The organism is Phycisphaeraceae bacterium (assembly GCA_019636655.1).
Taxonomy (GTDB): domain Bacteria; phylum Planctomycetota; class Phycisphaerae; order Phycisphaerales; family UBA1924; genus JAHBXB01.
In genome coordinates this window covers 361,105-383,637 of record JAHBXB010000003.1, presented here as the reverse complement: position 1 = coordinate 383,637, position 22,533 = coordinate 361,105, and the positions used below count along the sequence as shown (strand labels likewise).

The window sequence follows — 22,533 nt, the reverse complement described above, 5'->3', positions numbered from 1 at the left end:
ATCACCAATCCTTGTCGACGGGCAACGGCCGCCCGGAAGCCGATCGCCGGATGCCTTTGAGCAGTTCACGGTCCCGCCGCTCCTTGTCCAGGATCTTCAGGACGGTCATGTCGCGCGGGCTGCTTGAGTTCGAGTCGTCGGCGGCCGTGCCAGAGGCGGCCGCCGCGGCCGCAGCTGATTCGCCTGGTTTGCCTTGGCTGGAGGCCTCGTGCTCACCAACCTCTGCGGTCTGGGCGTGGGACTTGCTGTCAGCGCCCTTGTCCTCGGGCGATCCGTTCTCACTGGAACTCTGTTCGCCGGTGCGGGGCTCGGAACTTGACCTGTCGCTCTCGGCGTTGCGCATCGAGGTTGCGGCCTCGCGGAGGCGCTCGGCCGCCTGCTTCTGGGCCTTGGCTGCCGCGTCGGGATTGCCCTCGCGGAGATCACTGGCCGCTTGGTCCTGAAGGTCCGTCGCCTGGTCGGCACGGTCGGCCGCCCGTTGGCGCTGTGGTTGAGAACCCCGGTCATCACTCTTTGGACGCAGCGAATCCGCGGCGGCCTTGGTTTGCTGGTTCAGGGCCTCCTGCTCGCGCGCGAGTTCCTCGGCCTGGCGGGCCAACTCCTCGGGATTCTGTGCGGGCTGCTCGCCGCGAGCCTGCTTGTCCTTGGCGAGCGCCTCAGCCTTTTCTGCGGCTTCTTGCTGTTTCCTGGCAAGGTCATCGAGCTGGTCCGCGGGTGATGGCGGTGTGGGCGGCTGCCCATCTTCTGTCTCGGGCGGATGCCTGTCCTTCTGGGAGCCTTGATTCGGATTTGGCGTACCTGACGGATTGCCAGTATCAGCCGAGGCGCCCGACTGCGGCTGGGACTGGCCTCCCTGCTGCGGCGAGTTCGGATCGCCCTTCTTGCTTCCGCCGCTCCCCGATTGCTGTTGCCCGTCTGCCTCGCCGGGAGAAGACTGGCCATTCTCGCCACCCGACTCCGAGTTGTCCTTGGAGTCCTGCTTTTCGCTCTTGTCCTGCTGCTTTTGGCCACCCTGCTGCTTCTGTTGCTGCTGTTGTTGTTGGGCCTTCTGAGCGTCTTCGAGGGACTTGATCGCTCGCCGCAGGGCCTCGACGTTTCTGGCGGAAGACGCATCTGTCGGCTCAAGTTCAAGCACGCTCTGGAACTTTGACTCCGAGGCTTTGAGGCCCTCGATGGCCTTGCCGGGATCGGTCCTAAGCGATTGCTCCGCCTTCCGAAATGCGAGCACCCCGAGGTTGTACCTTGCCCTGGCGGCTAGCGACGGGTCCGTTGCGGCGGCACGATGATCGACTTCGCGGAAGAGCGACTCCGCCTCCTCAATGTTGCCCGAATCGGCCAGGGCGCAGGCACGGTTGTAGTCGGCCTGGCCCGCATAGCGGGCGTCCTTGGCCGCGGCGGTGTATTGCTCGATCGCTTCCGCGGGCTTTGACTCACGGAGGAGCGTGTTGCCGCGGTCGATCCGCTCGCGCGCGGACTGGGCGGTCGCGGGGGAGGCGATCGCCAGGAGCGACAGGGCGGCGGCGAGCGCAAGGTTAGGAGCGGCGTGGGCGTTCACCGATCAGGCCCTCCAGGATCAAGAGTGCGAGTGCGGGGATGAGAAGGAACTGGAATCCCTCCGTGTACCTCATTGAGGCTGTGTCCGAGATCTCCCGTCGCGAAGCGCCGGACATCAGTCGCTCGTAGAGGCGGTCGAAATCGGCGTTGCCTGTCCCCATATTCAGGAAGACGCCGCCGGGAGTCGCCTCGGCGATGCGCCTCAGCGAGTCCGGGTTCATCTTCGTCCTGACCGGCCGGCCCTCGTAGGTCAGTTCACCCGGGGCTCCGGTCCTGGTGGCGACCGGGACCGCGGATCCATCCTGATCGTTCCCGAGCCCGACGGTGATGATGCGGACCCCCTTCTTCGCCGCGGCGGCGGCGGCCTCGGTGGGGAAGCTCTCGTGGTCCTCGCCGTCGGTGAAGATGATCATGTCGCGGTATTCCGACTGCGACGCCTCGTCGGTGTCGAACACCTGGTCCATCGCGGTCCTGACGGCATCGCCGATCATGGTGCCGCCACGGGAGATCGTGTCGGGCGTCACGTCATCAAGGGCCAAGCGTACGAATCCATAGTCGGTTGTCAGCGGGCATTTCACGACCGATGAGCCCGCGAAGGCGATGAGGGCGAAGCGATCGCCCTTGGCAACGTCGAGCATGTCCTTCACGGCGAGCTTCGCCCGCTCGAGCCGGTTGGGGCGGAGATCCTGGGCCAGCATGCTTCGGGAGACATCGAGCAGGATGGCGACATCGCGGCCCGATCGTGTCGCGGGGACCGGGACCGGGTTCCAGGCCGGTCGGGCGAGCGCGGCGGTGATGCACGCCAGCGCCAGCAAGGCAGCCGCCGCACGGGCCCAGGCACGCGCGGGTCGGATCCCGGCGCGGGCGCTGGCACGATCGGCGAGCGCGGGGCCCATCATCCTGACTACAGCGCGCCTGCGGCGGATGAGACTGAGGCCGGCGATCAGGGCGATCACCACGACGGCGACAAGCCCGTAGAGCCATGTCTGCTGGAGCCACAGCATCAGGGCAGCCTCCTGAGCACGGTTGCGGAGAGCAGGACCTGCGCCGCGAGCGCGGCGGCCGCCGCGGCGGCAAACGTCGTGAAGCGCTCCTCGTAGTCGGTGTACTCGAACGTCTGGACGCGGGTCTTTTCGAGCGAGTCGATCTCGGCGTAGATGCGCTCCAGGGCGTCGCCGTCCTGGGCACGGCGGTAGACCCCGCCGGTCATCTGCGCAATGCGCTGAAGTGTGGGTTCATCGAACTCGCGCAGATCGAAGAATCCCTCACGGGCTCCGATGCCGATGGTGTAGACACGGATTCCCCAGTCCGCGCACATCTGCGCAGCCTCGATCGGCATGTGATCGCCGAGGCCGGGGGTCTGGGCTCCATCGGTGAGCAGCACGATGACTTTGCTCTTGATCGTGACCGAATCGCCTGCGCCCGTCTCCTGCCTTCGCTTGAGGTCCTCCTCGGCCCGCTGAAGGCGGGCGGCGCCGAGCGCCAAGCCGTCTCCGAGCGCGGTCTGGCCCTCGGCCCGTGTCGTTGGGATCTGGATCGAATCGATGAGATCGACCAGTGCCTTGGGATCCCGGACGAGGGGGCACACGGTCTCGGCCAGCGATCCGAAAGAGACAAGACCGACCAGGTCGGCGGCGCGGCCCTTGAGGCCCCTTCCGTTCCCTTCGACAAAGCCGGTGAGCACGTGCTTGACAACGTCCAACCGGCGAGCGGCCGACCCCTGGTAGAGCATTGGCTCGGCCATCGAACCGGACCGATCCACGACGAGTTGGATGGCGACAGCATCCGTGCTGGTTTGAACACGACCCGAACCGAGCTGGGGCCTGGCGATCGCCACGACAAGGAGAGCCACGGCGGCGGCACGGAGCAGCCACAGGGCCGGCATCAGCCGGGTTCGCCACGTGCGACCGGACATCGCCGCGAGGCGTGCTGTCGGGAGCAAGAGCGCGGCGGTGCGACCTGGGCGCCGTGCGAGATAGATCACAAGCGGGACCAGCGCCAGCAGCAACAGGGCCCATGGCGATTCGAACCGCATCATCGCCGGGCCTCCTCTCGACCGTGCGGCGCAGCGGGAGGTCTTTGCTTGCTCCCGGGGTCATTGTCGTCGGGGTGCGTGGTCTCGATGAACTGGGCGACGCGCCGGCAATCATCGCGGAGAGTCTCAATACCGAACTGCTCGCCCCCGAACTTCGCCTCATCGCTGCGGGAAAGGTGCGGGATGATCCACGGGCGATCCGCGGCGGGAACTTCGGACGAATCCAGCCTGGTGGCGAGTTCCTGTGTCGTCATCTCGGTCGCCGGGATCTGGAAGCGGAGGGACAGGTACTCGCGCAGGACCGCGGACAGTTCGATGTAGAAACCGAGGGGCCGCACGGGCGCCTGTTGGAGGGAGGCGTCCAGCGCCCGCAGGCGGCCTGTCAGCAGCCCGAGAAGATCGATCGGCTGGGCCCGGCGTCGGTTCCGCAGCGAGGCAATCGCCGCAGCAATAGCGATCGCGGCTACGCCGGCACCGGCCACACCGAGCCAGAGCCACGGCGGCGCCGATTCGGCCGGGAGCGAGACAACTTCGCGAAGCACGCTCGGGTCAGGCGGATCACCCTGCGGATCAATCTCGGAGCGTACGAGGACGGAGATTGGGTCGGTAGAGATCGAGACCGAATCGTGGCCCGGTGACTTGAACTGGACTTTCAGTGGCGGGATGCGGTAGTCGCCAGGCAGGTAGGGCGCCAGCACATAGGTTCGGCGCGAGACCTGCTGCAGCTCTGCCCTGTCGCCAACACGCGCAAGAGTGGGGGGGCTGTCGGTGGTGCCGGAGACCGTGAATCCGCCGAGATCGCTGGGAACATCGGGCCACAACACCGCCGAACCTGGAGCGCCGGCAGCGGTGAGCGTGAGGACCAGTTTGTCGGTGCAGGAAGGCGAGGTATCTGAGAGCGATGCGACGAGGGTGCCGCCCTTGGCGTGATAGGTCGAGCTGTGCGGGCCACGCGATGCGGTTGCGGCGGGGGCGTTTGAGCCTGGCAGAGCCGGCTGGTCAGCGAGAACGCTGGCCGACCAGAGCAGCGCGGTGGCCGCGGCGACGAGAGGCAGAGAGAGGGATTGGCGGGGACTGAGGCTCACCGATTGTCCTTTCGGCTGATGCGTCACAGGGTCGAGCCGTCGTGTCAGCGGCGGTGTTCTCTTCGTTTGAACAGTTTGGTGAGTTCATGGATGTAGTCACGATCGGTTCCGATGCTGACGCGATCGATGCCGAGCCGCGAGAGCGTGGCGTCGAGTTGCCCGCGGATCGAGTGCGACAGCGCGCGGTAGGCGTTGCGGACCCGCCGGCTTGAGGTGTCCAGCAGCACTCGGTGGCCGGTCTCCGGATCCGTCACCTCGACCAGGCCGATGCCCCGGCCGAGCCGGTCGAGGGAGGACTCAAGCGGGTCGGATACATCGATCGCAACAACATCGTGGCGCTGGGTCAGCAGGCCGAGGGGATGTTCGATCTGCTCGGTTTGGAAATCGGAAACGACGAACAGGACGCTCCGCCGGTGCAGCACTCGCGCCAAGTGATCCGATACCGCGGCGAGGCTCGTGCCGGTGCGATTGGGTTCGAAGGCGAGTAACTCACGGATCAGGCGGAGTGTGTGGCGGGCGCCCTTGCGGGGTGGGATGAAGAGCTCGACCTCATCGGAGAAGGCGAGCAGCCCGACGCGGTCGTTCTTCTTTAGAGCAGCGAACGCCAGCACCCCGCAGACCTCGGCCGCGAGCTCACGCTTCTCGCGGTCGGTCGTCCCGAATGCGCCGCTGGCGCTGAGGTCCACCGCGAGCATCACCGTCAGTTCCCGCTCTTCCGTGAACCGCTTCACGAACGGACGCCCTGCGCGGGCTGTGACGTTCCAATCGATAGTCCGGACGTCGTCGCCGGGCTGGTACTCCCGCACATCGGCGAACTCGATGCCGCGTCCCTTGAATGCCGAGGAGTACTCCCCGGCGAAGACCTCGGTCACGACGCGGCGGGTCGTGATCTCGAGGTTGCGGACCTGTTGTGCAAGCAGTTCCGGTGTCATGGAGCGTCCTGGAGACGGGTGTGGGGAGTCGATCCGGCCTAGGGAACGGCGATGGCCTCCAGCACCTGCGAGACGATCCGTTCGGGAGTGATGGACTGGGCCTCAGCCTCGTAGGAGACACCCACGCGGTGGCGCAGCACATCCATGGCGACCGACTTCACATCGTGCGGCGTGACGTAGCCGCGGCCGCTGAGAAGGGCATGGGACCTCGACGCGATGGTCAACGCGATGGTGGCGCGGGGGGAGGCCCCGAACTCGATGAGATTCGAGAGCGCGAGGCCGTATTCGGTCGGCTCCCGCGTGGCGTGCACGATGTCCACGATGTAGTCCCGGATCTTGGCATCGACGTGCACCGAATCCGCCGCCGCGCGGGCGGCAATCAGGTCGTTGATGTGGATGACGGGTGATATGCCGGCGGGGCGTTGTGTGGTCGCCATGCGGTCCAGGATCAGGCGCTCCTGCGACTTGCTCGGGTAGTCGATCTTCAGTTTGAGCATGAAACGATCGACCTGCGCCTCGGGGAGCGGGTAGGTGCCCTCCTGCTCGATCGGGTTCTGTGTCGCGAGCACAAGGAAGGGGTCGGGGAGATGGAACGTGGTGTCGCCGATCGTGACGTGACGCTCCTGCATCGCCTCGAGGAGCGCTGACTGGACTTTCGCCGGCGCCCGGTTGATCTCATCGGCGAGGACGATGTTCGCGAAAACCGGCCCCTTGCGGGCGGAGAAGGTCGCCTCGCGGGGGTTGTAGATCTGTGTGCCGACGACGTCGGCCGGGAGCAGGTCCGGCGTGAACTGGATTCTCTGGTAGGTCGCATCGATGGCTCGGGCGAGCGTGCTCACCGTCAGCGTCTTGGCGAGACCGGGCACGCCCTCCAGCAGCACGTGGCCGTTGGAGAGCAGGCCGATCATCAAGCCTTTTACCATCTTTTCCTGCCCGACGACGGTCTCGCCGACCTTGTCGGTCAGCGACTTGATCGTCCGTGCGTGCGACTCGATCTCGCTGTTCATGGTGCCCGTTGCCGTCGTCATGCGGGGATCCTTCGTGGGGCTCTGTGCCTCGCTCTCGGTCGGTCCGGTCCGCCGGATGCTGGCTCGGTGCGAGCGACAATCTACCCGATGCCTATGGGTACGTTGTCCGTCGCATTTCGATCGGAAAAGTGTCGCCAAAAAATCAAACACGCGGGGCCGTGCGGCGCCCGCGTGTTCTTGGACCGTCCCTTTGCCGCGGCGGTGCCGGGCTGTCACTTTGACAGCCGAGGCCCGTTCGTATCGCCGCCTTGCTGGGGCTGCTGGCCCATCCCCATGTCGATCGTCCCGTTGCGCTCCTCGTACTGGCGGATGACCTGTCCGAGACTGATGGCGAGCCGCTTGGCGCCGCGCCAGTTCATGACCACCCGGCTGCCGACGCTGAACAGGAAGGTCGGCGTGTTTCCTTCGGATGGCATGGGCAGGTTGATGCCGAAATCAAGCACGACCTCGTCCGCGGTCGTCGAGGTGCGGATCGTGTTGGCGTAGGTGGTGTGCATCTTCGCTTCGTCGATGCGGAGCTGAGCCTGCTGCTGCTGAGGATTCGGGGTATCCGACATGCGTGCGCCTTTCTGGTGCGTGGATATGGACAAAACTGAGCGACGGGCCCCAACGGAGTCGGGGACCACAACGTTAGCCGCGAAACCCTCCCCCGGCTCCACCTCCCCTGTGCAGCCCTCGTACGCCGGCCCCGCACGTCGGGTTCCTTCGGCTGCTCGGATTCTGTCGGCCCACGCCGACGGCGGCAGCCCTCGGGAGGCCCGCCAACTCGCCAATGCCGGAGACAGGAATCGAACCTGCACGGGGGTATCAGCCCCAACGGATTTTGAATCCGTCGCGTCTGCCAGTTCCGCCACTCCGGCCCTGCAGGGTTCGAAGCATAGCGGCCGTCCGGCCCGAAGGGGATGTGCCTCGGGACCGCGATGCCCCTGGCCAGGAGGAGCCTGAGATCCGATAAGGGGAGTCACGGGGGTCAAGCAGGGGGAGCTCCACTGGTTGTTCGCTGGAGCCCGGAGCATTTGCTCTGGACGAATGGACGTGTTGCCCGAAGCGGATCACACTGGGTATTGCCATGAGCCGAATCGAAGACACCGCACTCTTGGATCTTGTTCGCGCCGCGGTTGCGCTGCCGCCTTCGGAGCGTGCGGCGTTCATCGCCCGTCGGTGCCCTTCCGACCGTCGAGCGGACTTCGACCGGCTTATGCGGAGCCAGGAGGAAGCCACCGTTGATCGGCCATCGGCCGCGAGCGAGGGGATCGCAGCTTCGGAGCCCGGAAGACGCCCGGTCCATCCGGAGCGAATCGGGTCCTACGCCATCGTGGATGTCCTCGGTGAGGGCGGGATGGGAGTGGTGTACCTTGCCCGCCAAGAGCGTCCGGACCGTCTCATCGCCCTGAAGGTTGTACGCCCAGGGCTGCTGACTCCGCGGATGCTTCGGAGGTTCGAGCACGAGGCGCAGATCCTGGGACTCCTGCAGCACCCGGGTATCGCCCAGATCTACGAGGCGGGAACGGCGGACACAGGGCTTGGGCTTCAGCCGTTCTTTGCGATGGAGCACGTCGACGGGGTGCCCCTGGGCGACCATGTTCGACAGGCCGATCTCGGCGTGCGGGACCGAATCCGCCTCATGATTAAGGTGTGCGATGCCGTTCACCATGCCCACCAGAAGGGCATCATCCACCGTGACCTCAAGCCCAGCAACATCCTGATCGCAAGGCGAGGAGCCGACGCCGTCGGAGAGCCGAAAGTCCTGGACTTCGGTATTGCCCGCGCGGATTCGGATAACCCGTCGGCGACGCTGCAGACGGAAGCGGGTCAACTGGTCGGCACGGTGCCCTACATGAGCCCCGAACAGGTCGCGGGCGACCCCAACGACCTCGATACCCGGTCCGACGTGTACGCGCTCGGCGTGATCCTCTACGAACTGCTCGCCGGCCGGCTCCCGCACGCCATCGCCGATCGAACGTTCCCAGAGGCTGTGAGGATCATCGGCCAGGACGAGCCGGTTCTCCTCGGATCGTGCGACCGCGGTCTGCGGGGCGACCTCCAGACCATCTGCTCGAAGGCCCTTGAGCGGGACCGCGAGCGGCGGTACCAGTCCGCGACTGAACTCGCTGCCGACCTGGGGCGCTACCTCAGGCACGAACCGATCGTGGCGCGACCCGCGAGCGCGGTGTACCAGTTCACCAAGTTCGCACGCCGAAACCGCGGCCTCGTCGCCGCGATCGCGGTCGCCGGCGTCATCCTGATCGCCGGCGCGGTTGCCACGGCGTGGCAAGCGGCCGAAGCGATGAGGGGATGGGAGCTGGCCCAGCGGCGGGAGAACGAGGCGACCATCGCTCAGCGAGCCGCGGAAGAGGAGGCGGCCAACGCCAAGGCCGTGAACCAGTTCCTCACCACGATGCTCACCGCGGCCGATCCCGAGCAGGACAACGAACGAGACATGACCGTCAGGGAGATGCTGGATATCGCCGCGGAGTCGCTCAAGGCGTCCGCTCCGGCTCGCCCACGGGTCAGGCTCTCCATCCTCGGGTCCATCGCGAACACGTACAAGGGGGTCGGCCAGTCGGCCAAGGCCGAGCCGCACGCCCGGAACGCCGTCGACCTTGCCCGGGAGACGTACGGACCCGATCATCCAGAGACCATCACCGCCGAGCGCATGCTCGCGCTCGTGCTCAATGATCTGGCGAGGTTCGACGAGTCCGAGCCGCTGCTGATCCATGCTCGGGAAGCGACGATCGAACGGTTTGGCCCGGACAGTGCCGAGTCGGCCGCGGTCATCGGCGATCTTGCGAGCCTGGAGTACCAGCGCGGCAACCTCAAGGCCGCCGAGCCCCTGCTCCGCGAGGCGATCCGGCTGGGTACGGCAAAGGGAGGCCGGACCGATCGGGATGTCCTGACGAACATGGACCACCTCGGGTCTCTGCTGAGCATGCTGGGCCGATTCGAGGAAGCCGAAGAACTGCTCCGGCGGACCCTGGAGATCAGGTCCGAGGTCTTCGGCCCGGAGCATCCGGTCACGGCGTTCACGATGAACTCGCTGGCGAACGCGGTTCAGAAGCAGGGGCGCGGCGCCGAGGCGATCGAGTTGATCAAGAAGGCGCTCGAGATCCGGCGTCAAAAACTGGACCCCGAGCACCCGAGTCTGATCGTGACGATGCAGAACCTTGCCGTGGCCTTGGTGGGGGAGAAACGCCTAGACGAGGCCGAACCCCTGCTTCGGGAAGCGGTACGGCTCCAGACCCGAAAGCTCGGTCCGGACCATCCCAAGACGCTGCTCATGATGGGTAACCTCGCTTACCTCCTCGAGGACCAGGGAAAGTTGGACAAGGCCGAACCGCTCTATCGACAGGTGGTCGAGGCGCGTCGTCGAGCCGACCAGATGGCCGACCCGGAAGCCTGGCCGCAGATCAACAACCTGGCGATGTGCCTGCAGGCGCTCGGCAAGCCCGCCGAGGCCGAGCCTCTGTATCGGGAAGCCCTGATGCTCGCGAGCCATCAGCTCCCCGCAGACCACTACTACCTCGCGATCTTTCGCAACAACCTTGGCGATTGCCTGACCGAGATGAAGCGGTTCGAGGAGGCGGAATCGGAGCTCAAGGCAAGCCTTCCGGCTCTTGAGAAGTTCTTTGGTGAGGCCCATCCCCGCACCACCAAGGCGATTAGTCGGCTTGCCAAGCTCTACGACGCTTGGGACCGGCCGGGCCTGGCCGAGGCGATGCGGGATCGGACCGCGAAGCGGTAGACCTACCGCCGAATGCCCTCGAACTCGATGGAAGCAACAGTCGCATCGTCGTCGAGTATCGCGCCGTTGGCCCATCTGGTCAGGTCGGCGAAGATCGACGCGATATCCTCTTCGGCGGACTTGGTCGTTGACAACGCGGCGAGCACTCGGTCCTTGCCGAACCGCTCGCCCATCGTGCTCCGTTGATCGAGGACACCGTCACTGTACGCGATAATGCGGTCAGATGGCCGAAGAGTCAGTGATGATGCGCGGTAGGCGAACCGCGGATCAATGCCCACCGGGATACCCGTGTTCGACGTGGCCCCGTCGAGCACCAGCGGCTCGCTGCCACGGACGTGCATCCAGTGCCCGTGCCCGCCATCAACGTACTCAAGCGAACCATCGCTGGAAAAGACACCGAGCCAGAGCGACACGAACCGGCCGTGCACCGAGTGGTCGCACAGGTAGCGGTTTAGGGCGTTCATCGCCCTGGCGGGGTCTCCGGCCGAGCGGAGCTCTGCGTTCAGATAGGACTGGGTCGACGCCATCAGCATCGCAGAGCCGGCCCCGTGTCCGGCGACATCGCCGAAGCTCACACCAACGCGCCCATCGCCCAGGGCGATCACGTCAAACAGATCCCCGGCGACAAAGAGCCCTGGCCGCATTTCCATCGCGTACCGCACCACGCCCACCTGACCGAATGCCGCGGGCAGAATGAACTGCTGGGCATCGCGGGCCGAAGTGAGTTCAGCCATCAGTTCCCGCTGGCGGCGCTCAAGTTCAGCTCTCTTGAGCGCGGCGAGGGACATCCCGTAGGCCGTCGCGATGGCTTCACAGAAACCCGCCGCATCCGTGCGCACCCGGGACTCCTCGCCCCGTGCGTCCAGGTACAGGAAGCCGGCCAGCGTGTCGCCCATCAGCACCGGTGTGCACAGCGCGGAGTGGATCTGGAGTTCCGCGATGCTGCTCCCGTAGGTCGCCGAGGTGAGCGGTGTGCCACCCTCGAAGAGGGCCACGGTGCCTTCCGCCGCTGCACGTCGGATCAGCGACCGACTGAACTGGAACTCGGTCGTGTCGCCTGCCGTCGTCCGGGTGGTGGCGACCACCTCAACATCGCCGTCTGAATCGAGCGCACGGAGCACCCCGCCGCGTGTGTACCCACTCCCAGCCAGGGCGGCGTCGAGAGCCGCTTCGGAGAGCAGCCGCTCATCCACCGCTTCGTTCAGCCTCGCGATGCACGCTGTCAGCAGCCGAAGACGTTGGTCGGATCTGGATCCGAGATGCACCGCTGCCCGCTCGACTCGCATCATTCCTGAGGGGGCGTCATCGACCGTGGCGTCGGGGCGGGAGGTGTCCACGCCGAAACGGACCATGAACGTCCAGGGGCCGATGCGGATCAGGTCGCCGTTGTCGAGCACCGCGGGCGATTCCCGCTCGAGTTGTACGCCGTTGAGGAAGGTGAGGCTTCGGCTCCCGATGTGGACGATGTACCAGCCGTCGTTCCGCCGCGAGATCGTGGCGTGCCGGCGCGACACCGCATCGTTGAGCAGGCAGATGTCGCTCTCGGCGAGGCGGCCGATATGGCTGGCACGGTCGCTGGGCAGCACGAACACCGCAGCATCAGGACCGGTCAGGGTCCGAAGGGTGATCTGCTCTGGCGCAGCGGGCATGCGGCTCTCCGGCATCGCTGCGACTGTACCACCAAACCGCCACCCGCGTGCTGCTTACTCGCCGTCGTCGATCGCGAGGCTGTTCGCCCGGTTCCGAGGCGGCTTGCCCAGCCCGGGTGTGATGCCCCGCTTGCTGGCCGCGATGAAGTCGGCCATCTCGAGCAGCGGCGGGCAGGAGGAGCCCCTCTCTCGCATTGCTGCCACGGTCTCGTGCCTGGGCATCGGGTGCTTGAGCAGGTCGCGGAACGCTCGCCGGAGCTCAGTGATGTGCTCCCGGGCCATGCCGCTCCGCCGCAGGCCGACCTGGTTCAGCCCGCCGATCCGGTTTCGCTCGTTGACCATGCAGAACGGAGGCACGTCGAGCGACACCGCGCAGTCGCCCGACATCATGACCAGGCGTCCAATCCGACAGAACTGGTGGATCACCGCGTTCCCGCCGAGGGTTACGTTGTCGCCCACCTCGCCATGGCCGGCAACCCCGGCGCCGTTGACGAACACCACGTTGTTGCCGACCGTGCAGTCGTGGGCCACGTGGGTCGACACCATGAGGAACACCCGGTTGCCGACGCGGGTGGGGGTGTGCTCGGTGCTCGCGGCGTGAACCGTCGCGTGCTCACGGATCAGGCACTCCTCCCCGATCTCAACGCCCGCGGTCAGTGCGCCGGGCTTGAACTTGTAGTCCTGCGGTTCGAAACCGATGCACGCGAAGGGATAGATGATCGTGCCCGCCCCGATCCTTGCCGGTCCGCTGATGTAGTTGTTGCCCAGCAGGCGAACGCCCGCTCCAAGCACGACCCGCCCCGTGAGTGAACAGTAGGGCCCGATCTCGACGCCCTCGCCGAGTTCGCACTCACTGGAAACAACCGCTGTTGGGTGCACTGACGCCATGGTGCCAATGGTATCTCGCACCCAGATCGCGGTACGGCCGCCGCCACTACGATCCGGCGATGCCCCCGAACCTGGAAACCATCGATCTCGGTAGCCTGCCATACGCTGAGGCGTACCGCGTGCAGGTCGAGCACGTCGATCGGCTCCTTGATGCCCGAGAACGAGGGGAGCCCCGCATGGGAACCCTTCTCCTGGTCGAGCACGACCCGCCGGTAATCACCTTGTCGCGTCGTTCCGCCAACGGTGAGCACTTGCTTGCGACGGCTGATCACCTTGCCGCGGCGGGAGTGACTTTGGCCGCGACCGATCGGGGGGGTGACATTACCTACCATGGCCCCGGCCAACTGGTCGCGTACCCGATTCTGGATCTCAACTACCTTAGGCTCGGCCTGCACGACTACATGCGGTTGCTCGAGCAAGCGGTCATTCAGGTGTGCGACGGGTTTGGGTTGGCGACCGGCCGCGATCTGGGCGCAACGGGGGTGTGGACCAGCGGCCAGGGCGGGGAAGCCCCGGCGGCGAAAGTCTGTGCGATGGGTGTCCGCGTGCGGAAGTGGATCTCCATGCACGGGCTGGCGCTGAACGTCTCCACGAACCTGGAGCACTTCAGGCTGATCGTCCCCTGCGGCCTGGCCGGGAGGCCTGTAACCAGCCTCAGCAACGAACTCGGCCCCGCCGCTCCTTCAATGGGCAACGTTAAGCTGGCACTCGCCGCGAGCCTCAGCAGCCTGCTGCGGACCGCGCGAGATCAGGCCGCGCGGTCCGGCGACGCCGACGTCGCCTAGAGCTTCAGATCTTTGACGACATCCTCAGTAATGTCCGTCCCTTCGGGCGCGACAATGACCGGCCTCGCCAGGATGCCCTGGATCACCACCTGCACGGCCTCGGTCTGGATATCGTCCTTCTGTTTGGACGCGATCACGTACGTGTAGCCAAGGTCCCGGCCGACCGCCTCGGCCGAAGCACGCACCTGCTTGTAGGCCTCGACGTACTTGATCGCGAAGAGCTTCTCAAGGTCCCTGGACATCTCCGCTTGCTTCTGCTGCGCGGCCCGCTGCTTCTCCTGGAAGTCGTGGTACAACTGCTGCGCATCCGCATCCTGAGGAGACATGCCTTTGAGCTTGTCGGCCATGGTCTGCAGTTCGGTCTGCAGCGTCTCCAGTTCACCTTTCATCTTGTCGCCCGCCGCGGTCAGCTCGGGCTTGAACCGGTCGCTCTCCATCAGCTTGTCGGAGATCATGTAGATGTCGCACGTAGCGATCTTGTCCGATGCGGGGTCGGCAACCGCGGCGCCGTGTCCTGAGGCGTGGGCTGTGCTTCCCCCAACGACCAGGAGCCGATCCATGAGGAGAACGAGCAAGGCCGCTCCGAGGATCCCGATGAGTGCCGCCTGCGTCGAACGTCGCATGTCAGAGGCTCCGAGTGTGGTCGTGGGTTGGTTCGGTCAAGGCGGCAAGTGTAGCCGTGTCCGTCGTCTGGTCGTGGGACCGATGTTGCACTGCCGCCGGCCCTATCCTTTGCCCTCATGAGAGACCCACGCCTCGACCGTCTGGCGGACGTTCTGGTTCGATACTCCACTCGCGTCAAACGCGGCGACCTGGTGGCGATCCAGGCCGACCCGATTGGGATGCCTCTCGTCGAGGCGGTCACGCAGGCGTGCATCCGGGCTGGCGCCCATGCGTTCTACTACCCCGCGGCGGAATCGCTCGCGGAAATCCTTCTGAAACACGGCTCGGACGACCAGATCGCGTACGCCAACCCGGTCGCCCAGCACATGATCGAGACGATCGATGTGCGCATTTCGCTTTGGGCCCAGGTCAACACGAAGTACCTGTCCCGGGTTGACCCGCTCCGCATCGCCAGGAACCAGGCGTCGCGAAAACCCCTCCTCAAGACGTTTATGGACCGTGCGTCAACGGGGCAACTGCGCTGGGTTGGGACTGCCTTTCCCACTCAGGCGATGGCGCAGGACGCCGAGATGTCGCTGAGCGAGTACGAGGAGTTCGTGTTCAACGCCGGGCTGCTCCATCTTCCCGACCCGGTCGCGGAGTGGGAGAAGATCCACGTCTGCCAGGAGCGGGTGCGGGAGTTCCTCCAGGGTAAGCGGTCGTTGCGGTTTCAGTCGCCGGCATCAGAGAACCACGACGGCACCGATCTCACCGTGGATGTTTCTCCGCCGGCCACGTGGGTGAACTGTGCCGGGAGAGAGAACTTTCCGGATGGGGAGGTCTTCGCGGGTCCCCAAGGTGTCGATGGCCACGTCAACTACACGTTCCCGGCCGTTTACCAGGGGCGTGAGGTCCATGGTGTCCGCCTGGAGTTCAAGGCCGGACGGGTCGTCAATGCGTCCGCGCGGAAGAACGAGGATTTTCTCTTCAAGATGCTCGACCAGGACTCGGGCGCCAGGACGCTCGGCGAGATCGCCATCGGCACCAACTACGCCATCTCGGAGTTCTCTCGCAACACGCTGTTCGACGAGAAGATCGGCGGCACGTTCCATGCGGCTGTCGGGGCCGGGTACCCCGAGTCCGGGAGCACGAACCAGTCCGGCCTTCACTGGGACATGGTGTGCGACCTGCGGACGGCAGGGACCATCCATGCCGACGGCGACCTGATCCTTCGCAACGGCCGGTTTACGCGGCCCGATTGGCCGGGCAACTAATCCCGGCAGAGGCCGCATGACCAAAGGCCACATTCCTGTCCTGCTCAATGAGGTGCTCGCGACGCTCGATCCCGGGGCCGGCGAGACGTACGTAGATTGCACCGCCGGCCTCGGTGGCCACGCCGCGGCAATCGCGCCGCGATTGGGGTCCGCCGGCACGGTCGTCCTTTGCGACGTCGATCCGGCCAATCTCTCGGCGGCGGCGAGGCGCATTCAGGAGATGTGTCAGTCCCCGAATCTGGTGACGATTCGCGCAAATTTTGCAGATCTTCCCCGGCAACTGACGGAGCGAGGCTTGCGGGCCAACTTGCTGCTCGCCGATCTGGGGTTCGCTTCTGTTCAGGTCGATCAGGCCGACCGCGGCTTCTCCTTCTCGCGGGAAGGCCCGCTGGACATGCGGCTTGACCCCGATTCTCCGGTTACCGCGGCCCAACTCGTCAATTCGCTTCCGCAGTACGAACTTGCCCGCCTCATCCATGAGTTCGGCGAGGAGAAGCAGGCCGGCCGGATCGCGCAAAAAATAGCAGAGTCGCGGGCGGATGCGCCGATAACCACGACGACGCGGCTTGCGGCGATCATCCGCGAGGCGCTTGGCTCAAGAGCGAGAAGACCTGGTGCGTCAATCGATCCCGCCACGAGGACCTTTCAGGCCCTGCGCATTGCTGTCAACGATGAGATGGGGAACTTGGCTGCGCTCCTTGATGCGATCGAGCGGCAGGCGCGAGCGATTGGTCGGCATTCTTCGCCGGCCGGCTGGGCGGGCTCTGGCGCCCGCCTCGCAGTTATCTCGTTCCACTCGCTGGAAGATCGCCTCGTCAAGCGGTCCTTCGCCGCGGTGGTCAAACGGGGGCATGCGAGAGATTTGGTTCGCAAGCCGATCGTTGCGTCTCCGGCCGAAACGGCCGCAAATCCCCGATCGAGGTCTGCCAAGATGCGGGCCATTCAGCTCGCTGCGGCGACGCCGGAATAGCGGGGCGCGGGGCGGTCCTGCCGGTGCCAACGCGGCGCCAAAATCCGGCGCACGAAGTGGCGGGCTGAAGCATTCAACTCCAGAGGCCGCGATGCACGATTCAAGGAGCGGATCGTGCCAGGACGGCGCGCCGCTCACACCACGTCCTCAAACCGCAGGGAAGCGTCACTGTGACACGTGAACACAAACTGGCTCTCGTCGTCGGATTCTCGCTGGTCTTGGTCGTCGGGGTCCTCATCTCGGACCACTTCTCCAAGGCCCGCTCTGCTCGTGTGCTCGACGCGAACAACACCGATCCGGTAGCGGTTGCCGGCGTCCTTCCGGCCGTCCTCGTATCCACCGCCGACGCGTCGGACCTGCAGCCGCTCCCATCTCCTCCTCCGTTGACCCTTCCGGGTCCGGCCTCGGAGCCTCTCCTGGGTGGGAGGCATGAGCCCGAGATCATCAACATGGCCGCGACCGCGCAGACCACCCGGCCAGTGCTGATCGCGGATGCCGGCGGATCGGACCGCACGCCCGGATCGCTGGGGATCTCCTCGCTTCAGCCCGCGGTTCGGGTCGACACCCTGCAGGTCAATGGCGAGGCCCCGGAACCGGTTCCGGCTTTGAAGTTCTCCGGCCTTCCGGTTTCGACCGGCTCGCTCAGGCGGCACGAGGTTGTAAAGGGAGACACCCTCTCTGTTATCTCCGAGAAGTACTACTCGGAAAAGGGACTGTGGAAGCAGTTGATGGCCTACAACAAGGGGCGAGTTGGATCAGAGGGCTCACTCCGGATCGGCGTGACCCTGCTCATCCCGCCGCGAGAGGTTCTGCTCGGAACCGCCCAGCTCCCGCCTGAGGCCAAGGCCGACCAGCCTGCCTCTCCGACACCGACCACAGAGAAGCCGCAGAAGCCCTCCAAGCCGACCTCGGGCACTCTCTATGTGGTCCAGGCCGGGGACACCCTCGCCCGCATCGCCGATCGCCAACTCGGCAGCAAGTCGCGGTGGGAGAATATCCGCGATCTCAACGCCGACCTGATCGACGATGCGGATTCGCTCTCCATCGGTATGAAGCTCAAGCTTCCGGCACGCTGAGTGCTCCGGCAGGGTCACCCATGTTTGCCAAGATCTGTGCTGTCATCGTCACCGTCGGCGTCATCGGCTGTGTGCTGTTGACCAACCGGCAGCTCCGCCTCCAGGCGGTGCATGACTTAGCAGTGCTTCAGAAGCGAGTTGCAGAGCACGACCGGGCCCTGTGGCACCTTCGCGTCGAGATTGCAGGCAGCGTCACGCCCGGCAACGTCGAGCAGCTCGCACGGGCGATCGGTCCGCTCGAGAGCCTGCCGGTTCCAGCCCGCCCCGGCGCTGTACCGGCCTCTCAGGTCGCATCCGCTGCCGTCATCACCGCACGCCAGGATTCCCATCGCGAATGATCGCCCCACCGGCCACCAACACGTCTCGGTGGCGTCCGACCCGGTCCAGGGCCGACTGCTGCGCCGCCGCCACCGTCTTCGGCATCGCCGCGTTCCTGGTGGTCATGCTCGGGCGGGTCGCGCAGCTTCAACTCCGACCGTCGGAGGATCTCCGCCAGCACCTCAACGACAGGGTAAGCGTCGTTCGCGAGCCGGGCGTGCGAGGCGAGATCCTGGACCGCCGAGGTCGCCTGGCCGCGGGCACGCGTTTCGGGTACCGGATCTTTGTCGATCCGACGCGGTTCCCTGTGCCGCCCGACGAGGCCCTCATCAAGCTGGCCGATGCATCGGGCCTGCCGATGAGCTACCTGGCGTCCCGCCTGGTGCCGACAATCGCGGAGAACGAGCGCCGCGCCGCCATGGCGGCTGGAGAGGTCACGCGGGTTGACCCTGAAACCAATGCGGTCTACTCGCCAAAGCCGCTGCCGCTCTCCCGGTACCGGACAATCGGCGACGTGCTCGAGGACTGGCGTGTCGATTCCGTCCGTGCCGCCAAGATCCCTGGGGTTTACCTGGAACTCCGCGGGGTGCGGGAGACTCCGGGCTCTGCGCTCGCCGCGTCGATCATCGGCAAGGTCGGCGTTGATCACGCGGGGCTTGCCGGCGCCGAGCTCATGCTCGACAACGCGGTCTCGCCCACCCCAGGGCGTCTCTCCTATGTCCGGGATGCCTTCTCGCACCCGCTTTGGATCGAGCAGGGCGCCTATGTGCCACCGACTCGCGGACGCGATGTCCGGCTTTCGATCGACCTAGAGCTGCAGCGGATGGCGATCGAGGAGCTGGAGCGGGGGCTTGTCGATGCGGACGCCGCAGGCGGACGTCTCGTGATGCTGGATCCGCTGACAGGCGAGATCGTCGCCATGGTCGATCTGGTCCGCGACCTGCCGGATGCCGTGCCGTTTGATTGGAACAATCCGCTCGCTACCGGTCGCCGCTACATCACAATACGTCCGGACCCGAATGGCCGCGCCCATCCGGAGCTCGCGAGAAACCGCTGCATAGAGGACGTGTACGAGCCTGGATCGACCTTCAAGCCGTTCATGTGGGCCGTCACGACCGAACTTGGTCTGGCAGATCCCGGCGAGGTGATCGACACCGGCGGGGGCAACTGGTACACGGCCTACGGACGACATGTCGCCGATGTCGTCAAGAAGGACCGCCAGACATGGGCCGAGGTCCTGATCAACTCTTCGAACATCGGCATGGCCAAGGTCACTCGGCGAATGTCGGATGAACAGATGCGTGGCGCCGTGGTCCGCTTCGGCTTTGGGTCCCGCGTGTTCCCGGACAAACCGGAGCCGGGGCAGTTCCGCGGACTCCCAGGGGAGTCGCCCGGTATTGTCACGAGCCTCAAGAGTTGGAGCAAGTACACGCAGACGTCGGTCGCCATGGGGCACGAGGTCGCGGTGACGCCAATCCAGATGGTCCGCGCCTACTCCGCCTTTGCTCGTACAGGAGACGCCGCCGGGACGATCCCCCCAGTTCGATTGGTCGCCCGGGACATCGATGGCCCAACGGATCGGGTTGTTCGCGTGCTCCCCTCGACGATCGCCAATCTCACCCGCGAGACGATGCGGGGCGTCGCACACAACCTCGATTTGCGACTGGCTCGCTCAAAGGAGGAGCCGCTGCCGAAGTACGATCTGTTCGCCAAGTCAGGCACGGCAGAGATCCCGATTGGCCCGGCGCCCAAAGGCATCAAGAAGCCCCGCGGCTTCAAGGGGTATTACCCCAACCAGTACAACGCGTCGTTCATTGCGGCGGGGCCGAGCGAGTCCCCAAGGCTGGTTTGCATCGTCGTCATCGACGATCCGGGTCCTGATCGAGTCCGTCGGAGGCTGCACTACGGATCGCAGACCGCGGGGCCGGTCGTTCGGCGAGTCATGGAGCGATCACTCGCATACCTGGGAGTGCCGCCGTCGTTTGCCAGCGAGGCGGATGCGGTTGCCCAAGGGCACACGCCGGCTGAAGTTCGGACGGCCTCGGCGGGCAGCCAGCGATAGTTCGGCGGCGGTTCACCCGCGGGCCGGTGCCATCAACTGCTCGGGATCCTGCAGCAACTCGATGACCTTCGCCAGAGCGAGGGCCGCGGTTGCACCGTCAACGACCCGATGGTCGCAGGCGAGGCTCAGAGGGAGCAGCTGACCGACAAAGATGCCGCCGCCACGGACGACCGGCGACTGCCGACCACGGCCGACCGCGAGAATCGCAACTTCAGGGTAGTTGATGATCGGCGTGGCAAACCGGCCCGCATGGCTGCCGACGTTGCTGATCGTAAAGGTCGATCCGGTCAGTTGCTCTCGCGGGATGCTGCGGTTCCTCGCGGCGGTGGCGATCCCCGAGATCTGCCTGCCGATCTCGAGCACGCCGAGGGCATCGCAATCCCGGATCACCGGGACCATAAGGCCCGCGTCGGTATCGGTTGCGATCCCCAGGTGAACAGCGCGGTGCTGGACGATGGCCGCCTCGTAGGTCTCATCGCCGGCACGCTCATCGACCGTTGCATTCATGGCACGGAACGACTCGCTGCTCAGCACGCGACAGACCGCGGACGCAACGAACGGAAGGAACGAAACCTTCTCCCCGCTCGCGGCCGCAAGCTTCCGGCGGAGGATGTCGAGCTCGGACACATCGGCCTCGTCCATGACATTGAAGTGGACGGCCTGATTGACACTCTCTCTGAGCCTGTTGGCAATCGTGCGGCGGACACCCCGGAACGGGATACGGATGGAATCTTCCCCGGCGGGAATGGCGGCGGCTGCCCGTGGCGGCGGTGCCGGCGTCCGCGTCGCGGCTGATGGGGGGGGTGTCGTGGCCCGACGTGCGGCCGGGGCCACCGTCACTGTGGGCGCCGGCGCGTGTCCACGCTTGCCGTTGGACTTCCCGGTCAAACCGCGGACGTCCTTCTCGGTGACCCGTCCAGCGATTCCGCTGCCGTGGACGGAGTTGATGTCAACGCCGAGATCGCGGGCGAGCCGACGGACAGCCGGTGTGGCGAGCACCTTGCCCGGGGCGGCTTCCATCTTGGTCATGCGGCCGACAACGGTGCCGTCGTCCTCGGATCGCTCGTAGTCGTCGGACGATTCCGGGGCGGGCTCGGCTTTCGGCTCGGCTGGGCTTGCCTGCGCCTCGCTCACCCGTGTGACAGGAAGCCCGCCGCCGGAGGGGGCGGCGCCCTCGTAGGTCACCAGCGCATTGCCGACCTTCAGGATCTGGCCGGGCTCTCCGTGAAGTACGGCGATCACACCGGCCCTCGGGCTGGGCACCTCGACCAGGGCCTTGTCCGTTTCCATCTCCGCGAGGATGTCGTGCTCGGCGACCTTCTGTCCGACGGTTACCTTCCAGGCGATCAACTCGGCCTCGTGGACGCCCTCTCCCAGGTCGGGGAGGATGAAGTCGTTGGGATTCGCGGTGCTCTTTGAATGGGCCATGGTTCTTGCTCGCGGGAGCCCTCCCTCCTTGCGGCAGGGAAGCGGAATTCAGGTGTACCGTCTCGGCTCGATGACTCTCAGGTTTCGGTCCGGTTGCAGGGCTCCAGAGCCGCGGCAGGGGCCTAGTAGTTCAGACACTCCGCAACGGCCTTCCCAATCCGCTTCGCATCCGGAAGGTAATCCAGTTCCAGTTTGTAGTACGGCATTACCGTGTCAAAGCCGGTCACTCGCTGCACCGGCGCCTGCAGGCTCAGGAAGCACCGTTCCTGGATCAGGGTGGCGATCTCGGCACCCATTCCCGCGGTCTTGGGCGCCTCGTGCACGATCACGCACCGCCCGGTCTTCTCGACGCTCGCGGCGATCGTATCGACATCGATCGGGTAGATGGTCCGCAGGTCGATCAGTTCGACGCTGACGTCCTCGGGGAGATCGTCCATCGCTTCCATACACTGGTGCACGGTGGCGCCCCAGGACACGATCGTGAGGTCCGTCCCCTCCGCGACGATCTTCGCCTCGCCGATCGGGATCGTGTATTCCTCCTCCGGAACTTCCTCGCGGAATGCGCGGTAGATCCGCTTGGGTTCAAAGAACACCACGGGGTCCGGGTCGCGGATCGCAGAGATAAGTAGGCCCTTGGCGTCGTAGGGGGTGCTCGGCATTACGACCTTGAGACCCGGTGTGTGGGCGTAGATCGACTCCGGAGAATCGCTGTGGAGTTCCGGCGCGTGGATTCCGCCGCCGACCGGGACACGCACCGTTAACGGGACCGTGATCGCGCCGCGGCTGCGAGTCCGGTACCTTGCCGCGTGGTTGACGAGCTGGTCGTACGCGGGTCCGAGGAAACCCTCGAACTGGATCTCGGGAATGGGGCGCATGCCGGCCATCGCAAGACCGATCGCCGAACCCATGATTCCTGACTCGGCCAGGGGAGTATCGACGACGCGGTCCTCGCCGAACCTGGCTTGGAGCCCTTCCGTGGCGCGGAAGACTCCGCCGTTCTTGCCCACATCCTCCCCGAGCACGACGACGCGATCATCGCGTTCCATTTCCTGCTGGAGGCCAAGGGTCACTGCCTGTACAAGGGTCAACTGGGGCATAGGCGAT

19 protein-coding genes and 1 tRNA gene are annotated in these 22,533 nt (G+C 65.7%); 7 read left to right on the top strand and 13 right to left on the bottom strand.

Annotation, left to right across the window (positions count from 1 at the left end):
- Position 1: 1 nt before the first annotated feature.
- The 8 genes from KF745_11385 to KF745_11350 form a co-directional block, all read right to left on the bottom strand.
- Positions 2-1,555: a hypothetical protein gene (locus tag KF745_11385; protein ID MBX3359015.1), complete on the bottom strand. Its 1,554-nt coding sequence runs from the start codon at positions 1,553-1,555 to the stop codon at positions 2-4.
- Positions 1,533-2,558, bottom strand: a complete 1,026-nt coding sequence (locus KF745_11380; GenBank protein MBX3359014.1) for a VWA domain-containing protein — start codon at positions 2,556-2,558, stop codon at positions 1,533-1,535. Before KF745_11380 ends, KF745_11385 begins: the two co-directional genes overlap by 23 nt.
- Positions 2,558-3,592, bottom strand: a complete 1,035-nt coding sequence (locus KF745_11375) for a VWA domain-containing protein (GenBank protein ID MBX3359013.1) — start codon at positions 3,590-3,592, stop codon at positions 2,558-2,560. The genes KF745_11380 and KF745_11375 overlap by 1 nt, the downstream gene beginning before the upstream one ends.
- On the bottom strand, positions 3,589-4,674 hold the full coding sequence (locus KF745_11370) for a hypothetical protein (GenBank protein ID MBX3359012.1): 1,086 nt from the start codon (positions 4,672-4,674) through the stop codon (positions 3,589-3,591). The genes KF745_11375 and KF745_11370 overlap by 4 nt, the downstream gene beginning before the upstream one ends.
- Positions 4,675-4,718: 44 nt before the next feature.
- Positions 4,719-5,606, bottom strand: a complete 888-nt coding sequence (locus KF745_11365) for a DUF58 domain-containing protein (protein MBX3359011.1) — start codon at positions 5,604-5,606, stop codon at positions 4,719-4,721.
- 38 nt (positions 5,607-5,644) lie between these two features.
- On the bottom strand, positions 5,645-6,634 hold the full coding sequence (locus KF745_11360; GenBank protein ID MBX3359010.1) for an AAA family ATPase: 990 nt from the start codon (positions 6,632-6,634) through the stop codon (positions 5,645-5,647).
- A gap of 212 nt (positions 6,635-6,846) precedes the next feature.
- The gene (locus tag KF745_11355) at positions 6,847-7,191 is read right to left on the bottom strand and encodes a DUF3467 domain-containing protein (protein ID MBX3359009.1); all 345 of its coding nucleotides are present in this window, start codon (positions 7,189-7,191) and stop codon (positions 6,847-6,849) included.
- Between the two features lie 216 nt (positions 7,192-7,407).
- A tRNA-Leu gene (locus KF745_11350) sits at positions 7,408-7,494 on the bottom strand.
- Between the two features lie 209 nt (positions 7,495-7,703).
- Here KF745_11350 and KF745_11345 point away from each other — a divergent pair.
- A complete protein-coding gene (locus KF745_11345) occupies positions 7,704-10,376 on the top strand; it encodes a serine/threonine protein kinase (protein MBX3359008.1) in 2,673 nt (890 codons plus the stop codon).
- A 2-nt stretch (positions 10,377-10,378) separates the two neighbouring features.
- Here KF745_11345 and KF745_11340 read toward each other — a convergent pair whose 3' ends face one another.
- Both KF745_11340 and lpxA read right to left on the bottom strand, forming a co-directional pair.
- On the bottom strand, positions 10,379-12,025 hold the full coding sequence (locus KF745_11340; GenBank protein MBX3359007.1) for a SpoIIE family protein phosphatase: 1,647 nt from the start codon (positions 12,023-12,025) through the stop codon (positions 10,379-10,381).
- Between the two features lie 54 nt (positions 12,026-12,079).
- Positions 12,080-12,913, bottom strand: a complete 834-nt coding sequence (gene lpxA / locus KF745_11335) for an acyl-ACP--UDP-N-acetylglucosamine O-acyltransferase (protein ID MBX3359006.1) — start codon at positions 12,911-12,913, stop codon at positions 12,080-12,082.
- Between the two features lie 59 nt (positions 12,914-12,972).
- Between lpxA and lipB the strand changes: the two genes are divergently transcribed.
- Positions 12,973-13,698 (top strand): lipoyl(octanoyl) transferase LipB, encoded by a 726-nt coding sequence (gene lipB, locus KF745_11330; protein MBX3359005.1) that lies wholly within the window; start codon positions 12,973-12,975, stop codon positions 13,696-13,698.
- Here the strand turns inward: lipB and KF745_11325 are convergent.
- Complete coding sequence (locus tag KF745_11325; protein MBX3359004.1) at positions 13,695-14,321, bottom strand: OmpH family outer membrane protein; 627 nt, start codon at positions 14,319-14,321, stop codon at positions 13,695-13,697. The genes lipB and KF745_11325 overlap by 4 nt on opposite strands.
- Before the next feature lie 117 nt (positions 14,322-14,438).
- Here KF745_11325 and KF745_11320 point away from each other — a divergent pair, with 117 nt between their 5' ends.
- The 5 genes from KF745_11320 to KF745_11300 all read left to right on the top strand — a co-directional run bounded on the left by KF745_11320 (position 14,439) and on the right by KF745_11300 (position 20,001).
- Entirely contained in the window at positions 14,439-15,575 is a 1,137-nt protein-coding gene (locus tag KF745_11320; GenBank protein MBX3359003.1) for an aminopeptidase, read from the top strand.
- Between the two features lie 16 nt (positions 15,576-15,591).
- Complete coding sequence (gene rsmH, locus KF745_11315) at positions 15,592-16,545, top strand: 16S rRNA (cytosine(1402)-N(4))-methyltransferase RsmH (protein MBX3359002.1); 954 nt, start codon at positions 15,592-15,594, stop codon at positions 16,543-16,545.
- Between the two features lie 170 nt (positions 16,546-16,715).
- On the top strand, positions 16,716-17,621 hold the full coding sequence (locus KF745_11310) for a LysM peptidoglycan-binding domain-containing protein (protein ID MBX3359001.1): 906 nt from the start codon (positions 16,716-16,718) through the stop codon (positions 17,619-17,621).
- A gap of 20 nt (positions 17,622-17,641) precedes the next feature.
- Complete coding sequence (locus KF745_11305) at positions 17,642-17,959, top strand: hypothetical protein (protein ID MBX3359000.1); 318 nt, start codon at positions 17,642-17,644, stop codon at positions 17,957-17,959.
- On the top strand, positions 17,956-20,001 hold the full coding sequence (locus KF745_11300; GenBank protein MBX3358999.1) for a penicillin-binding protein 2: 2,046 nt from the start codon (positions 17,956-17,958) through the stop codon (positions 19,999-20,001). The genes KF745_11305 and KF745_11300 overlap by 4 nt, the downstream gene beginning before the upstream one ends.
- 12 nt (positions 20,002-20,013) lie before the next feature.
- Here the strand turns inward: KF745_11300 and KF745_11295 are convergent, their stop codons facing one another.
- Positions 20,014-21,429 carry a 2-oxo acid dehydrogenase subunit E2 gene (locus tag KF745_11295; GenBank protein ID MBX3358998.1) on the bottom strand — a complete coding sequence of 472 codons (1,416 nt, stop codon included), beginning with the start codon at positions 21,427-21,429 and terminating at the stop codon, positions 20,014-20,016.
- Positions 21,430-21,551: 122 nt separating this feature from the next.
- Positions 21,552-22,526: an alpha-ketoacid dehydrogenase subunit beta gene (locus KF745_11290; protein MBX3358997.1), complete on the bottom strand. Its 975-nt coding sequence runs from the start codon at positions 22,524-22,526 to the stop codon at positions 21,552-21,554.
- Between the last annotated feature and the right edge of the window lie 7 nt (positions 22,527-22,533).

Excerpts from the sequence above, each read along its gene's own strand:
- KF745_11380 (MBX3359014.1), bottom strand. The coding sequence starts at position 2,558 with ATGCTGTGGCTCCAGCAGACATGGCTCTACGGGCTTGTCGCCGTCGTG.
- KF745_11375 (MBX3359013.1), bottom strand. The coding sequence starts at position 3,592 with ATGATGCGGTTCGAATCGCCATGGGCCCTGTTGCTGCTGGCGCTGGTC.
- KF745_11365 (MBX3359011.1), bottom strand. The coding sequence starts at position 5,606 with ATGACACCGGAACTGCTTGCACAACAGGTCCGCAACCTCGAGATCACG.
- KF745_11360 (MBX3359010.1), bottom strand. The coding sequence starts at position 6,634 with ATGACGACGGCAACGGGCACCATGAACAGCGAGATCGAGTCGCACGCA.
- KF745_11355 (MBX3359009.1), bottom strand. The coding sequence starts at position 7,191 with ATGTCGGATACCCCGAATCCTCAGCAGCAGCAGGCTCAGCTCCGCATC.
- KF745_11345 (MBX3359008.1), top strand. The coding sequence starts at position 7,704 with ATGAGCCGAATCGAAGACACCGCACTCTTGGATCTTGTTCGCGCCGCG.
- KF745_11340 (MBX3359007.1), bottom strand. The coding sequence starts at position 12,025 with ATGCCCGCTGCGCCAGAGCAGATCACCCTTCGGACCCTGACCGGTCCT.
- lpxA (MBX3359006.1), bottom strand. The coding sequence starts at position 12,913 with ATGGCGTCAGTGCACCCAACAGCGGTTGTTTCCAGTGAGTGCGAACTC.
- lipB (MBX3359005.1), top strand. The coding sequence starts at position 12,973 with ATGCCCCCGAACCTGGAAACCATCGATCTCGGTAGCCTGCCATACGCT.
- KF745_11325 (MBX3359004.1), bottom strand. The coding sequence starts at position 14,321 with ATGCGACGTTCGACGCAGGCGGCACTCATCGGGATCCTCGGAGCGGCC.
- KF745_11320 (MBX3359003.1), top strand. The coding sequence starts at position 14,439 with ATGAGAGACCCACGCCTCGACCGTCTGGCGGACGTTCTGGTTCGATAC.
- rsmH (MBX3359002.1), top strand. The coding sequence starts at position 15,592 with ATGACCAAAGGCCACATTCCTGTCCTGCTCAATGAGGTGCTCGCGACG.
- KF745_11305 (MBX3359000.1), top strand. The coding sequence starts at position 17,642 with ATGTTTGCCAAGATCTGTGCTGTCATCGTCACCGTCGGCGTCATCGGC.
- KF745_11300 (MBX3358999.1), top strand. The coding sequence starts at position 17,956 with ATGATCGCCCCACCGGCCACCAACACGTCTCGGTGGCGTCCGACCCGG.
- KF745_11295 (MBX3358998.1), bottom strand. The coding sequence starts at position 21,429 with ATGGCCCATTCAAAGAGCACCGCGAATCCCAACGACTTCATCCTCCCC.
- KF745_11290 (MBX3358997.1), bottom strand. The coding sequence starts at position 22,526 with ATGCCCCAGTTGACCCTTGTACAGGCAGTGACCCTTGGCCTCCAGCAG.